The sequence below is a fragment of the Microbacterium sp. BWR-S6Y genome, assembly GCF_041379845.1.
GTDB lineage: Bacteria > Actinomycetota > Actinomycetes > Actinomycetales > Microbacteriaceae > Microbacterium > Microbacterium hydrothermale.
In genome coordinates, this window is record NZ_JBFECV010000002.1 from 288,725 (window position 1) to 302,955 (window position 14,231).

The following is a 14,231-nucleotide window of genomic DNA, read 5'->3' on the forward strand; positions in this document are numbered from 1 at the left end:
ACTAGCGGTCTGCCCTGTCCGGGGTAGGCCCTCAGACAGGAGAATTGTGGCAAAACCACGCGTGCACGAGATCGCTTCCGAGCTCGGCGTCGACAGCAAGGTCGCGCTTGCGAAGCTGAAGGAGCTCGGCGAGTTCGTCAAGAGCCCCTCATCCACCATCGAGCCCCCCGTGGCTCGCAAGCTCCGCGCCGCCCTCGCGGCCGAGGGCTCCTCCGGATCGTCGGATGCCAAGCCCGCCGCCCCCGCGGCGCGCCCCGGTTCCGGCGCCCGCCCGGGCCCGGCCCGTCCGGCGGCGACCCCCGGCGCCCGTCCCTCGGGCCCGACCCCCGGACCCGCCAAGCCCGCCGCGCCGGCGGCTCCCGCCGCAGCGCCCGCGCCCGCGGCATCCGCCCCGGCCAAGCCCGGCGCGAAGCCCGCGGCTCCGTCGGCAGCGCCGACCCCCGGTGCCGGTGCGCCCAAGCCCGGCCCCAGCTCGCCCCCGCGTCCCGGTGGCGCGCGTCCGGGCAACAACCCGTTCGCCTCGTCGCAGGGCATGGGCCAGCGTCCCGCCGGCCCCCGTCCGGGTAACAACCCGTTCGCGTCGGCGCAGGGCATGGGCCAGCGCCCGACCCCCGGCAACATCCCGCGTCCCCAGGCTCCGCGCCCCGGTTCGCCGCGTCCCGGCGCGCCGCGTCCCGGCGGTGCCGGTCGTCCCGGCGGCGGCGGTCGTCCCGGCGCCCCGTTCCAGCAGCGTCCCGGCGGTCCCGGTCGTCCCGGCGGTGCCGGTGGCGGCTTCCAGCGCCCCGGTGGCGGCGCTCCCGGCGGTGGTTTCGCCGGTCGTCCCGGTGGCGGCGGTGGCCGCGGCCGTGGTCCCGGCGGTGGCACCGCGGGTGCCTTCGGCAAGGGCGGCGGCAAGTCCAAGCAGCGTAAGTCGCGTCGGGCGAAGCGGCAGGAATTCGAGATGCGGTCGGCGCCGGTCGTCGGCGGCGTCAACGTCTCGAAGGGCAACGGCGAGATCATCCGTCTGCGCCGCGGTGCCTCCATCGCCGACTTCGCGGACAAGCTCGAGGCGCTGCGCGGCTACACCGTGCAGCCCGGCACGCTCGTGACCATCCTGTTCAACCTGGGCGAGATGGCCACCGCGACCGAGTCGCTCGACGAGGCCACCTTCGAGGTGCTCGGTGCCGAGCTCGGCTACAAGATCCAGATGGTCTCGCCCGAGGACGAAGACAAGGAGCTCCTCGAGGGCTTCGGTCTCGACCTCGACGCCGAGCTCGAGGCCGAGAGCGAGGACGATCTCGAGATCCGTCCTCCCGTGGTCACCGTCATGGGCCACGTCGACCACGGTAAGACGCGACTGCTCGACGCCATCCGCCAGACCAACGTGGTCGCGGGCGAGGCCGGCGGCATCACGCAGCACATCGGTGCGTACCAGATCTGGACCGAGCACGAGGGCATCGAGCGCGCGATCACCTTCATCGACACCCCGGGTCACGAGGCGTTCACCGCCATGCGTGCCCGTGGTGCGCAGGTGACCGACATCGCGATCCTCGTGGTCGCGGCCGACGACGGCATCATGCCCCAGACGGTCGAGGCGCTGAACCACGCCCAGGCGGCGAACGTGCCGATCGTGGTCGCGGTGAACAAGGTCGACAAGCCCGACGCCAACCCGGCCAAGGTGCGCCAGCAGCTCACCGAGTACGGTCTGGTCGCCGAGGAGTACGGCGGGGACGTCATGTTCGTCGACGTCTCGGCCCGACAGAACCTCAACATCCAGGCCCTCCTGGATGCGGTCCTGCTCACCGCCGACGCCGGTCTCGACCTCACGGCCAACCCGAACAAGGCGGCCCGCGGTGTCGCGATCGAAGCGAAGCTCGACAAGGGTCGCGGTTCGGTCGCCACGGTGCTCATCCAGTCCGGAACCCTGCGCGTCGGCGACGCGATCGTCGCCGGAACGGCGTACGGCCGCGTCCGCGCGATGATGGACGAGAACGGCGAAGCGGTCGAAGAGGCCTACCCGTCGCGTCCCGTGCAGGTGCAGGGTCTGAACTCGGTTCCCCGCGCCGGCGACGTCTTCATCGTCACCGAAGAAGACCGCACCGCGCGTCAGATCGCCGAGAAGCGCGAAGCCGCCGAGCGCAACGCCCAGCTGGCCAAGGCCCGCAAGCGCATCTCGCTCGAGGACTTCACCCGCGCTCTCGAAGAGGGCAAGGTCGAGTCGCTCAACCTCATCATCAAGGGCGACGTGTCGGGTGCCGTCGAGGCGCTCGAGGAGTCGCTGCTCAAGATCGAGGTCGACGACAGCGTCCAGCTGCGCATCATCCACCGCGGTGTGGGTGCGATCACCGAATCGGACATCAACCTGGCCACGATCGACAACGCGATCGTGATCGGCTTCAACGTCCGCCCCGACACGAAGGCCCGCGAGCGTGCCGCCCGCGAGGGTGTGGACGTGCGGTTCTACTCGGTCATCTACAACGCAATCGACGACGTCGAGCAGTCGCTCAAGGGCCTGCTCAAGCCGGAGTTCGAAGAGGTGCAGTCGGGTGTCGCCGAGATCCGCGAGGTGTTCCGCTCCTCGAAGTTCGGCAACATCGCCGGTGTCATCGTGCGATCGGGAACGATCACGCGCAACGCCAAGGCCCGCGTCATCCGCGACGGTGTCGTGCTGGCCGACGGCCTGGCCATCGAGTCGCTGCGCCGCTTCAAGGACGACGTCACCGAGGTCCGCACGGACTTCGAGTGCGGTATCGGCCTGGGCAAGTTCAACGACATCCAGGTCGGCGACGAGATCGAGACCACGGAAATGGTCGAGAAGCCGCGAGGCTGATCCGCTGGGCGGGGGTCGCGCTGATCGGCGCGGCTCCCGCTTCGGCCTGCGGGGGTGTGCATTCCCCCGAGCAGAGCGGGGCCCCCACCCCGATGCTCGGAGGAATGCACACCCCCTCCGGCCTACGCTGGGGGCGGCATCCTCATGGGGATGCTTACCCTCCGCGATCACTCGCGGCGGTATGAGAGAAGGAGAAGGCTGTGGCAGGGGAACGACAGGCACGCGTGGCGGACCGCATTCGCGTGGTGCTCGCGGAGCGCCTCGAGAAGGGGTTGCGCGACCCGCGGCTCGGATTCGTCACGATCACCGACGTACGGGTCACGGGCGACCTGCAGCGCGCCTCGGTGTTCTACACCGTGATGGGCGACGAGGCGCACCGCGCCGACACCGCCGCGGCGTTGAAGTCCGCGACCGGGATGCTGCGCAGCGAGGTCGGCAAGCACCTCAACACGCGGCTCACCCCGTCGCTGGAGTTCATCCTCGACGGCATCCCCGAGAACGCCGATCACATCTCGGCGCTGCTGCGCGAGGCGCGCGAACGCGACGAGTCGGTCGCGGGTCTCGCCGCCTCGGCCGCTTACGCCGGCGACGCCGATCCGTACGTGAAGCCCCGCGCGGACGAGGATGACGACCTCGACGACGATGAGGACGACGACGAAGACGACGAGGCCGCGCGCATCTGAGCGTGCGGACCGTGAGGCCGGATACCACCCCGAGCGGGTGGCATCCGGCCTTTTTCGCATTCTGGGGGTGTCCGCGGGCCGGGGCGGGCGGAACTCCTGAGGTTTCGCGTTCGGGGCGGCCGGGAAGGGGCTCGCGGGGGTCGCGGCGCGCGATTCTCCGGAGTTTCGCACGGGCCGCTTCGAGGCTCGCGGCGGAGCCGATCAGGATGCCGGGTGGCCCGGCAGGCGAAGGTGCTCGTCGATCGCCTCGACGAGGCCGTCGGCCACGAGCGAGTCGATCGCGCGATCGCGTTGCGCGGCATCCGGCCAGTCGGGCAGCACCGCGAAGAGGGGGACGGCCGCGGGAGCCGCGCCGCGGAGGGTCTTGAGCACCGCACCGCGGGCCTGTCGATCGCTTCCCTCGTAGGCGGCCTGCTTGCGCCGACGGTCTTCGGACTCGGGGTATCCGGCCGCGCGCCAGGCGCATTGCTTCGTCAGCGGGCATGCCTCGCACTTGGGGGCCCGCGCCGTGCACACGATCGCGCCGAGCTCCATCGCCGCGGCGTTCACGATCGCCGCTGCGGCGACGTCGGCCGGCAGTTCGGCTTCCATGCGCTCGAGGTCGCGGCGGTGCGGCGGGCCGGGCTGGGCGAGACCCTCGACCGCGCGGGCGAGCACGCGCCGGGTGTTCGTGTCGACGACGGGATGGCGGTCGCCGTACGCGAAGACCGCCACCGCGCGCGCGGTGTAGTCGCCGATACCGGTGAGGGCGAGCAGAGCGTCCACGTCGCGCGGGACCACACCATCGTGCCGATCGCGGATCTCGACCGCGGCGCGGTGCAGCCACAGGGCGCGGCGCGGGTAGCCGAGGTTGGCCCACTGGGTCACCGCGTCGCCCGGGGGAGAGGCGGCGAGATCGGTCGGCGTCGGCCAGCGCGCGAGCCACGCCTCGAGGTGCGGGATGACGCGGGCGACCGGGGTCTGCTGCAGCATGAACTCGCTCACGAGGGTGCCCCACGCCCCGAAGCCCTCGCGGCGCCACGGCAGGTCGCGCGCGGCCCCGCGGTACCAGTCGATGAGCGGGGCGGCGAGTCCTGGCATCCGTCCAGCCTACGAGGCCGGAGGCGGGCGGGCCCTCGCCGATGAGCACCGATCGCGTTCATCGGCGGCGGGGGATGCCGCGCCCGGGCCGTCGCGGGGCGGCCGGAGCGGTCCGGTGTCGGCGGTCGATCGTAGGCTGGAGGCATGTCGAGTGAGAACGCCGTCGAGACCCTGCAGAGAAGTCTGCGCGACCTGATGCGGCAGAACAACCGCGCGGGGCGCGTGGTCGTCGCGGTCGATGCCCTCGACGGCGGGGCCGCCGGGACGTTCGCCGACGCCTTCGCCGCGGCGGTCGGCGCCGACGGCACGACGGTGGTCCGCTCGTCTCTCGCCGATCACGCCGCCGACGTCCGCGAGCGGGTCGTCGCCCCGTTCCGCGCGGGTGAGCCGTTCGCCGACTCCGCCGGAGCCCCGGCGGACGCGGTCCTCATCGTCTCCGGACGCTTCCTGCACGACGCCGCCGTGCGGGGGCTGTGGAACTTCTCGATCTGGCTCGAGAGCAACCCGCCCATCGGCGCCCCGCGCCCCGAGCTCCCGGACGCCGAGAAGCACTACCTCGCCACCGCACGGCCGAAGGCGGCGGCATCCGTCATCGTCGAGAACTCCGACCCCGCCCACCCCGTACAGGTCTTCGGGGACTTCTGCTGATGGTGCGCCCCGGCATCCTCCTGGTCGACAAGCCCGGAGGCATCACCAGCCATGACGTCGTGTCGCGCGCGCGGCGGGCGCTCGGCACCCGCAAGATCGGCCACGCCGGCACGCTCGACCCGATGGCGACGGGCCTTCTCGTGCTCGGCGTCGAAGGGGCGACGCGCCTGCTGACCTACATCGTCGGCGCCGACAAGACGTACGAGGCCACCATCCTGCTGGGGGTGTCGACCGACAGCGACGACGCCGACGGGGTCGAGACCGCGCGGGCGGATGCCGACACCGTCGCCGCGGTCGCCGAGACCGCGATCCGCGACGGCATCGCCGCGCTGACGGGTGAGATCGACCAGGTGCCGAGCACGGTGTCGGCGATCAAGGTCGACGGGCGCCGGGCCTACGACCTCGCCCGGGCGGGGGAGCAGGTCGAATTGAAGTCGCGGCGGGTCACCGTCTCGCGTTTCGACGTGCGCGCCACCCGCCGTGGACAGGGGACGATCGAGCTCGACGTCGTCGTCGACTGCACGAGCGGCACGTACATCCGCGCCCTCGCGCGTGACCTCGGGCGCGCCCTCGGCGTGGGCGGGCACCTGACCGCCCTGCGCCGGACGCGCATCGGCGCGTTCGACGTCGCGGCCGCGGCCTCCGTCGACGAGATCTCCGAAGACGCCCTCCTCGCGCCCGCCACCGCCGCGGCGGTCGTCATGGGCGCCCTCGCGGTCGGACCCGACGAAGCCCGCGACCTGCGCCACGGCAAGCGCATCGACGGCGGCGGCCGCCTCACCGGCCCCGTGGCCGCGGCGATCGACCCCGACGGCCTCCTGGTCGGCGTCGTCGAGAAGCGCGGCACGCAGCTCAAGAGCGTCATGAACATGCCCGAGGAGGTCGCGCGATGATCCTGTGGTTCACCCTCGTGCAGGTGGGTCTCGCGGTGCTCGCCGGACTCGTCGCGGTCGGCGCGGGCCTGATCGGTCGGCGTCCGGGGGACGTCACCGTCGGGTCGCTCGCCCTCATCGAGCTGCTGCTCATCGTGCAGATCGTCGTGGCGATCATCGCTCCGTTCGCGGGCAACCCCCCGTCGGGCAGTCTGCTCGAATTCTGGACCTACCTCGTGTCCGCGGCCCTCGTGCCGATCGCGGGTGTCGCGTGGGCGCTTCTCGAGCGCAGCCGCTGGAGCACCGTCGTCATGGGCGTCGCGGCCCTCGCGGTGGCCGTGATGGTCTGGCGCATGCACGTCATCTGGACCGTGCAGATCGCGTGAGCGTGCACCGCCGCTCGGCGGTGGCCCGGGCGAACTAGAATCGTCAGGTCATGGCATCCACCACTCCCACCCGTTCCCGGGGGATGACCGGCATCGGCCGTGTCCTCGTCGTCGTCTACGGCATCATGGCGCTCGCCGCCACGGGCCGCTCCTTCGTGCAGATCGTGCGCGAGTTCGACGACGCCCCGCTGGCGTATTCGCTGTCCGCTCTCGCCGCCGTCGTGTACATCCTCGCGACGCTCGCCCTCGTGTTCTCCGCGCGACCGGCGTGGTACCGCGTGGCGTGGGTGGCGATCGGCTTCGAGCTCGTCGGGGTGCTGGTCGTCGGCACGCTGAGCCTCGTCCTGCCGGCGCTGTTCCAGCACCCGACCGTCTGGTCGGTGTACGGCTACGGGTACCTCTTCATCCCCCTCGTGCTGCCGTTCCTCGGGCTGTGGTGGCTCGTGCGGCACCGCCGGGCGACGTCGTGATCGTCTTCCGCGATCCCGCGGAGGTCCCCGCCGGTTTCGGTCCGACGGTCGTCGCGATCGGCAAGTTCGACGGCGTGCACACCGGCCACCGCGCGGTGATCGACCGGGCCCGCGTCGATGCGTCCGACGGTGCCCGCGTGGTCGCCGTGACCTTCGACCGCAACCCGCTGAGCGTCCTGCGCCCGGAGAAGTGCCCCGCCGACGTCATCGGTCCGCACCAGAAGCTCGACCTGCTCGAGCGCGCCGGGGTGGATGCCACCCTGCTGCTGACCTTCGACGCGGCGCTGGCGGCGATCCCGGCGGAGGACTTCGTGCGCGGCATCCTGGTCGACGCCCTCGAGGCGCGCACGGTGCTCGTGGGGCGCGACTTCCGTTTCGGAGCCGGGGGAGCGGGAGACCCCGCGCTTCTCGAGCGCATGGGGGAGGAGTTCGGCTTCCGTGTCGACGTCGTCGACGACGTCCGCGCCGTGCACGCTGATCGGCGCGTGTCGTCCACGTGGATCCGCGAAGCGCTGTCGGCCGGCGACATCGCCACGGCGGCCCGACTGCTCGGGCGCGCCCCGTCGGTGTGGGGCGAGGTCGTGCACGGGCTCAAGCGCGGGCGCGAGCTGGGGTACCCGACCGCGAACCTCTCCGCCGATCTCGAGGGCTTCGTCCCCGCCGACGGCGTCTACGCCGGGTGGCTCGTCGACGTGGACGGGACGCGGCGCACGAGCTATCCCGCGGCGATCAGCGTCGGCACGAATCCCACGTTCGACGACGTGCACGCGCGCCAGGTGGAGGCGTACGTGATCGACGAGACCGGCCTCGACCTGTACGGCCACCACGTCGAGGTGCGGTTCGTGGAGCGCGTGCGCGAGATGACGGCCTTCGACGGCATCGACGCGCTGCTCGTGCAGATGGCCGAAGACGTGGAGCGCGCGCGGGCGATCCTGCGCTGAGCGACCGTCAGTCCTGACGCGACAGATGATTGCGGATGCCGAGGAACGACGCCGCGGCCCCGAGGAGCATCAGTGCGGCGGTGAAGACGGCCGCGCGGTGGAAGCCCCCGAGATCGAGCGAGCCGCCCACGACCGCCGACACCGCGGCGATCGCCAGGAGACCCGCGACGCGCGAGACGGCGTTGTTGACGGCCGAGGCGATGCCCGAGCGCTCGGTGTCGATCGCGCCGAGCACGGCCGCGGTGAGCGGTGAGACGGTGGCGGTCAGACCCAGGCCCCACACGACGACGCCGGGCAGGACCTGCGTCCAGTAGTCGAAGTCGTCGTCGACGTTCAGCAGCAGGAGCGCACCCGCCGCCATCACGAGCGGCCCGAGCGTCATGAACAGCCGCGGACCGTAGCGCCCCGCGAGAGCGCCCATGCGGGAGCTGAGCAGGATCATCAGCACCGTGCTCGGCAGTGACGCGAGTCCGGCGAGGGTGGCCGGCAGTCCCGCGCCCTGCTGCAGATAGACGCTGACGACGAACCCGTTGAGCGACAGGGCCGCGTAGACGAAGACAGTCGCGAGGTTGCCGGCCCAGAAGTTGCGCGCGCGGAAGAGGTCGAGCGGCATCATCGGGTCGCGAGCGGTGCGTTGGCGCACCAGGAAGCCCGCGAACGACAGGATGCCGACGGCACCAGGCAGCCAGATGACGGGCGAGGCCCACCCCAGGTTCGGCTGCTCGATGAGGGCGAACACGATGCCGCCCAGACCCGCCGCGCACAGGACGGCGCCGAGGATGTCGACGCGCGCTCCGGGGCGCCGGTGATCGCGGTGTCCGAGGCGGGCGAGCAGCCACATCGTGACCGCGATGGGCAGGACGTTGACGAGGAAGACCAGACGCCACGAGAGGGTGTCGACGAAGATCCCGCCGATCAGCGGCCCCGCGATCATGGCCACGGTCGTCGCCCCGGTCCAGATGCCGATCGCGCGCGCCTGCGCGGCGCCGCGGAACGTGGAGGTGATGAGGGCGAGCGAACTCGGCACGAGGAGGGCTCCGGACACGCCCTGCAGGGCGCGCGCGACGATGAGGAACTCGGCCGTGGGTGCTGCGGCGATCGCGAGCGAGGTGACGCCGAAGCCGATCAGACCGATCCGCAGGACCACGACGCGCCCGAGGACGTCGCTGAGCGAGCCCGCGACGAGGATGAACGCGCCGAGGGTCACGAGGTACGCATCGACCACCCACTGCTGCGTCGACAGGCCGCCGCCGAGGTCGCCCGCGATGGCGGGAAGGGCGACGTTGACCACGGTGCCGTCGAGGAACGACACGAAGGATGCCAGGACGGCGATCGTCAGCACCACGCGCTGCTCGCGTCTCATCGGCTCGGCCACGTGCCCAGCGTAGGGTCGACCGCCGACATCGGGGCCGGGGTGGACAGGAGCGATCACCGCCCCGGGAATACCCCCAGGGGGTATCCTGTTATGGCGGGTGAGCGAGGGAGGCGTCATGACCGACGACACCGAGAGGACGGCGACCGCCGAGGCGGTCCTCGACATCGAGGGGATGACCTGCGCGAGCTGCGTCGCCCGCGTCGAGAAGAAGCTCCGTCGCGTCGACGGGGTGGATGCCGCCGTGAACCTCGCGACCGAGACCGCGCGCGTGCGCTACCCGGCCGACCTCGACACCGCGTCTCTCGTCGAGGCGGTCCGCGCGGCGGGCTACGACGCACGGGTGCGCCCGCTCGCCTCGCCGGCATCGGCGCGACCGGTCCCGGTCGCGATCCCCGGGGGAGAGGTCGACGCCATGACCGGGGGCGACGTCGTCCCCGGCGGCGACGGCCGGACGGCGTCGTCTCAGCCCGTGACCGAGACCGAGCCCTCGCACACCTCCGGCCACGTGCACGACACGGCCGACGCGCCGGGCGCGACGCCGCTGCGCACCCGCCTGACGATCTCGCTCGCCCTCGCGGTCCCGGTCGTCGCGCTGGGGATGATCCCGGCCTGGCAGTTCCCGGGGTGGCAGTGGGTCTCGCTCGTGCTCGTGACGCCCGTCGTCCTGTGGGGTGGATGGCCCTTCCATCGCGCCACCCTGCGCAACGCCCGCCACGGCGCGGCCACCATGGACACCCTCATCACCCTGGGCACCTTCGCCGCCTACCTGTGGAGCGTGTGGGCCCTCGTCTTCGGGACGGCCGGGCGCATCGGCATCCGTCACGAGGTGATGCTCTTCGGCCCCGTGCACGACGCCTCCTCGGTCGTCTACTTCGAGGTCGCGGCCGCGGTGACCGTGTTCCTGCTGCTCGGCCGGGTGATCGAGCAGCGCTCCACGCGCTCGGCCGGAGCGGCGCTGCGCTCCCTGCTCGACCTGGGGGCGCGCGAGGCCGAACTCGTCGACGGACGACGCATCGACGTCGACGACCTGGTCGTCGGCGACGTCTTCGTCGTGCGCCCCGGGGCGACCGTCGCCACCGACGGCGAGGTGCAGGAGGGGCGCGCCTCGGTCGACGAGAGCATGCTCACGGGGGAGTCGCTCCCGGTCGACGTCGGGCCCGGCTCGAGCGTGACCGGCGGAACGATCGCCTCGGGCGGCCGCCTGGTCGTCCGCGCGACGAGTGTCGGCGCGCAGACCCGGCTCGCCCGCATCGCGCGGCTGGTCGAGGACGCCCAGCTCGGCAAGAGCCGCGTCCAACGTCTGGCCGATCGCATCTCGGGCGTCTTCGTCCCGGTCGTGATCGCCCTCGCCGTGCTGACCCTCGTCGGGTGGCTCGTGGCCGGGCAGCCCCTGTCGGCGGGGTTCACCGCCGCCGTCGCCGTGCTGATCATCGCCTGCCCGTGCGCGCTGGGACTGGCGACCCCCATCGCGATCCTCGTCGGAACCGGACGCGCCGCCCAGCTCGGCATCCTGGTCACGGGCCCCGCGGCCCTGGAGTCGGCCGAGCGCATCGACACGATCGTCCTCGACAAGACCGGCACACTGACGACGGGGCGCATGAGCGTCGCGCGGGTCATCACCGACGGATCCCCGGATGCCGCGGACGCCCTGCGCCGCGTGGCCGCTGTCGAGCGCGGCTCGGAGCACCCGATCGCCCGCGCGATCGTCGCCGCCGCGGGGGAGGGGCCGGTGGCCGCGGATCTCGAGGCGCTGCCGGGTCGCGGCGTCCTCGGCACGGTCGACGGTGCGCGCGTGTTCGCGGGGCGGCCCGCCCTCGCCGTCGCGCTCGGCGCCGAGCTGCCCGCCGCGCTCGCCGCGGCCGTGGAGGCCGGCGAGCGGCGCGGAACCGTCGTCGTGGCCGGCTGGGCGGGTCCCGGGGGCGGGATGGAGGCCCGGATCGTCGTCGAGATCGCCGACACCGTGCGCTCCGAGAGCGCCGACGCCGTCGGGCGGCTGAGGGCGATGGGTCTCGAGCCCGTGCTCCTCACCGGCGACAACGAGCACGTCGCCCGGGCCGTGGCCGCCGAGCTCGGCATCGAGAGGGTGCGCGCCGGCGTCCTGCCCGAGGGCAAGGTCGACGAGATCGCGGCCCTGCGCGCGGACGGCCGCACCGTCGCGATGGTCGGTGACGGGGTCAACGACGCCGCGGCCCTGGCATCCGCCGATCTGGGCATCGCCATGGGCGGAGGGACGGATGCCGCCCTCCACGCCAGCGACGTCGCCCTCATGCACGACGACCCCCGCGGCATCGTCACGGCCGTTGCGCTGAGCCGGCGCACGATGCGCGTCATCCGCGGCAACCTCTTCTGGGCGTTCGCGTACAACGTGGCCGCGCTGCCCCTGGCCGCGCTCGGGCTGCTCAACCCCATGCTCGCGGGGGCGGCGATGGCGTTCTCGAGCGTCTTCGTGGTGCTCAACAGCCTGCGGTTGCGACGCGCGGCCTGAGGACCGCGCGTCGTGGCGGTCTGTTCGGCGGCGCTTCGCGCTAGAATGAGCTCGATCCCGCCATCCGCCCCTGTCGCGAACCGTTCCGGTTCCGGCGCACTCGGGCCGCAGGCATCGCCGCTCCGGTGGCGTGCCGGGTGATGTTCCCCGGGGTCACTGATCCACCGGCCTCGCGCCGGGACGTTCCGGACTCTTTCCGGACGACACGCTCAGGAGGAGCATGCCGACCACGGCAACCGCCGCCCGAAGCTCGAACCAGCGGCGCAGGAAGACCACGTCATCCCGACGCGACGACGAAGCCCCCGTCATCCCGATCCTCGCCCGCAAGGTGCGCGAGGTCGAGGCGAAGGCGCAGCGCGGAAAGCTCGGGCCCACCAACCGCGTCAAGTTCCAGGTGATCGCGTTCCTCGTGCGCGAGGAGCGCGCCCGGGTGAAGGCCGACACCGAGATCACCGATGCCGCGCGCGCCGAGCTGCTCAAGCGTCTCGACGGCGTGGCGACGATCCTGGCGAAGACCGCCGCGCGCGACACCTCGCTGATCCAGCTGCTCGAGGTCGATCAGGCCACCTCGCCCGTCGCCCGCCGCATGCGCCGTGACTGGCTGCTGGAATCCGGCGCCGAACTGCCGCCCGACGAGCTGATCATCACCGACAACACGCCGAAGATCACCCCGGTCGTCTCGGCCGCTCTCGCCGAGAAGCAGGTCGTGCCTGCCTCGATCGAGGCGCGTCAGATGGCGAACCCGTTCCGCGCTCCCGACCTCACGCCGCGTCCGAGCGGAGACGCCCCGCGCCGTCGCCTCGACGGCTGGGAGCTCATGGGTCCGCTGTACAAGGCGTTCGAGACCGGCGCCGGCGGATCCGCCGCGAGCATGGAGCTGCCGCCCGTGCCCGAGTTCGACCGGCTCTCGCCGCGCGGGCTCGAGGTCATGCCGCACCAGTCGCGCTTCCTCGAGGCGGTGCGCCTCGGCCACCGGGAGTTCCTCCTCGCCGACGAGCCGGGCCTGGGCAAGACCGCGGAGTCGGTGCTCGCGGCATCCGTCGCCGACGCCTACCCCCTGCTGGTCGTCGTCCCCAACGTGGTGAAGATGAACTGGGCGCGCGAGGTGCAGCGCTGGACGCCGCAGCGCCGCGCGACCGTCATCTCCGGAGGCGGGGCCGACATCGACGCCTTCGCCGACGTCTTCATCGTCAACTACGAGATCCTCGACCGGCACCTGTCGTGGCTGTCGTCGATCGGGCTCAAGGGCGTCGTCGTCGACGAGGCGCACTTCATCAAGAACCTCACGTCGCAGCGTTCGCAGAACGTGCTGGCCCTGGCATCCCGGGTGCGCGAGCAGACGCGCGACCCCCTGATGCTCGCCCTCACCGGAACGCCGCTGATCAACGACGTCGAGGACTTCGACGCGATCTGGCGCTTCCTCGGCTGGACCAACGGCGAGAAGCCGGGCCCCGAGCTCATGCAGAAGCTGGATGCCACGGGCCTGACCCCCGCCGACAAGGCGTTCTATCCCGAGGCGCGCGAGGCCGTCATCTCGATGGGCATCGTGCGGCGCAAGAAGAAGGACGTCGCCGCCGACCTCCCCGACAAGCTCGTGGCCGACCTCCCCGTCGAGCTCGACGACGAGTACGGCCGCTCGATCCGCCAGGCCGAGCGCGAGCTGGGTGCGCGGCTGGCCGCGAAGTACCGGCGCATCATCGAGGCGCGCGGCGACCGCGGCCTCGCCCCGGGCGAGATCGACGACGACATCGTGCGTCTGGTGGCCCACGGCGAGCTCGAGGAGTCCAAGGCCGCCGGCTCGGGCAGCGAGAACGTCTTCACGATGGTCCGGCGCATCGGTCAGGCCAAGGCGCATCTCGCCGCCGACTACGCCGTGCAGCTGCAGCGCTCGGTGGGCAAGGTCGTCTTCTTCGCCAAGCACATCGACGTCATGGATGCCGCGGAGGCCCACTTCAAGGCCTCAGGCCTCAAGGCCGTCTCGGTGCGCGGCGAGCAGACCTCGACCGCCCGTCAGGCCGCGATCGACGCGTTCAACAGCGACCCCGACGTGGGCATCGCGGTGTGTTCGCTCACCGCCGCCGGCGTCGGCCTGAACATGCAGGCCGCGTCGAACGTGGTGCTCGCGGAGCTGTCGTGGACCGCCGCCGAGCAGACGCAGGCGATCGACCGCGTGCACCGCATCGGCCAGGAGGAGCCCGTGACCGCGTGGCGCATCATCGCCGCGCACACGATCGACACGAAGATCGCCGAGCTCATCGACTCCAAGGAGGGCCTCGCGCAGCGCGCTCTCGACGGCCAGGCCGTCGAGCCCGGGTCGAGCGATTCGGTGCAGCTCTCGGCGCTCATGCACCTGCTGCGTCAGGCGCTCGGCACGGCCTGATCGCCCGTCACGAACGCCCCGGTCGCTTCGGCGCCGGGGCGTTCGTGCGTGCGCGGGTTGGGGGCGGCGAGGTGCTCGTGTGCTGGGCTGTTCGGGCGCGGG

At 72.2% G+C, this 14,231-nt stretch carries 11 protein-coding genes; 9 read left to right on the plus strand and 2 right to left on the minus strand.

Annotated elements, in window-relative coordinates; all coding sequences use genetic code 11:
- The first annotated feature begins 46 nt into the window (after positions 1-46).
- Positions 47-2,809, plus strand: a complete 2,763-nt coding sequence (gene infB / locus AB1K56_RS05225) for a translation initiation factor IF-2 (protein ID WP_371204861.1) — start codon at positions 47-49, stop codon at positions 2,807-2,809.
- Between the two features lie 200 nt (positions 2,810-3,009).
- Complete coding sequence (rbfA, locus tag AB1K56_RS05230) at positions 3,010-3,492, plus strand: 30S ribosome-binding factor RbfA (RefSeq protein ID WP_295781873.1); 483 nt, start codon at positions 3,010-3,012, stop codon at positions 3,490-3,492.
- Between the two features lie 201 nt (positions 3,493-3,693).
- On the opposite strand, the gene AB1K56_RS05235 is transcribed toward rbfA, so the two are convergent.
- Positions 3,694-4,572 carry an A/G-specific adenine glycosylase gene (locus AB1K56_RS05235; protein WP_371204862.1) on the minus strand — a complete coding sequence of 293 codons (879 nt, stop codon included), beginning with the start codon at positions 4,570-4,572 and terminating at the stop codon, positions 3,694-3,696.
- Positions 4,573-4,716: 144 nt separating this feature from the next.
- Here AB1K56_RS05235 and AB1K56_RS05240 point away from each other — a divergent pair, with 144 nt between their 5' ends.
- The 5 genes from AB1K56_RS05240 to AB1K56_RS05260 are packed head-to-tail and all read left to right on the plus strand — an operon-like array spanning position 4,717 to position 7,889.
- Positions 4,717-5,220, plus strand: a complete 504-nt coding sequence (locus AB1K56_RS05240) for a hypothetical protein (protein WP_371204863.1) — start codon at positions 4,717-4,719, stop codon at positions 5,218-5,220.
- Entirely contained in the window at positions 5,220-6,113 is an 894-nt protein-coding gene (gene truB, locus AB1K56_RS05245; protein ID WP_371204864.1) for a tRNA pseudouridine(55) synthase TruB, read from the plus strand. The genes AB1K56_RS05240 and truB overlap by 1 nt, the downstream gene beginning before the upstream one ends.
- Positions 6,110-6,478 (plus strand): hypothetical protein, encoded by a 369-nt coding sequence (locus AB1K56_RS05250; protein WP_136587889.1) that lies wholly within the window; start codon positions 6,110-6,112, stop codon positions 6,476-6,478. The genes truB and AB1K56_RS05250 overlap by 4 nt, the downstream gene beginning before the upstream one ends.
- A 50-nt stretch (positions 6,479-6,528) precedes the next feature.
- A complete protein-coding gene (locus AB1K56_RS05255; RefSeq protein ID WP_371204865.1) occupies positions 6,529-6,948 on the plus strand; it encodes a hypothetical protein in 420 nt (139 codons plus the stop codon).
- On the plus strand, positions 6,945-7,889 hold the full coding sequence (locus AB1K56_RS05260) for a bifunctional riboflavin kinase/FAD synthetase (protein ID WP_371205059.1): 945 nt from the start codon (positions 6,945-6,947) through the stop codon (positions 7,887-7,889). Before AB1K56_RS05255 ends, AB1K56_RS05260 begins: the two co-directional genes overlap by 4 nt.
- A gap of 7 nt (positions 7,890-7,896) precedes the next feature.
- Here the strand turns inward: AB1K56_RS05260 and AB1K56_RS05265 are convergent, their stop codons facing one another.
- On the minus strand, positions 7,897-9,252 hold the full coding sequence (locus tag AB1K56_RS05265; RefSeq protein WP_371205060.1) for an MFS transporter: 1,356 nt from the start codon (positions 9,250-9,252) through the stop codon (positions 7,897-7,899).
- 127 nt (positions 9,253-9,379) lie between these two features.
- On the opposite strand from AB1K56_RS05265, the gene AB1K56_RS05270 reads away from it, so the two are divergent.
- Complete coding sequence (locus AB1K56_RS05270; protein ID WP_371204866.1) at positions 9,380-11,749, plus strand: heavy metal translocating P-type ATPase; 2,370 nt, start codon at positions 9,380-9,382, stop codon at positions 11,747-11,749.
- A gap of 220 nt (positions 11,750-11,969) precedes the next feature.
- Positions 11,970-14,129 (plus strand): DEAD/DEAH box helicase, encoded by a 2,160-nt coding sequence (locus tag AB1K56_RS05275; protein WP_264630418.1) that lies wholly within the window; start codon positions 11,970-11,972, stop codon positions 14,127-14,129.
- The last annotated feature ends 102 nt before the right edge of the window (positions 14,130-14,231 follow it).

Bases quoted from the DNA above. Each gene is read 5' to 3' on its own strand.
- AB1K56_RS05235 (WP_371204862.1), bottom strand. From the start codon at position 4,572: ATGCCAGGACTCGCCGCCCCGCTCATCGACTGGTACCGCGGGGCCGCG.
- AB1K56_RS05240 (WP_371204863.1), top strand. From the start codon at position 4,717: ATGTCGAGTGAGAACGCCGTCGAGACCCTGCAGAGAAGTCTGCGCGAC.
- truB (WP_371204864.1), top strand. From the start codon at position 5,220: ATGGTGCGCCCCGGCATCCTCCTGGTCGACAAGCCCGGAGGCATCACC.
- AB1K56_RS05250 (WP_136587889.1), top strand. From the start codon at position 6,110: ATGATCCTGTGGTTCACCCTCGTGCAGGTGGGTCTCGCGGTGCTCGCC.
- AB1K56_RS05255 (WP_371204865.1), top strand. From the start codon at position 6,529: ATGGCATCCACCACTCCCACCCGTTCCCGGGGGATGACCGGCATCGGC.
- AB1K56_RS05265 (WP_371205060.1), bottom strand. From the start codon at position 9,252: ATGAGACGCGAGCAGCGCGTGGTGCTGACGATCGCCGTCCTGGCATCC.
- AB1K56_RS05270 (WP_371204866.1), top strand. From the start codon at position 9,380: ATGACCGACGACACCGAGAGGACGGCGACCGCCGAGGCGGTCCTCGAC.
- AB1K56_RS05275 (WP_264630418.1), top strand. From the start codon at position 11,970: ATGCCGACCACGGCAACCGCCGCCCGAAGCTCGAACCAGCGGCGCAGG.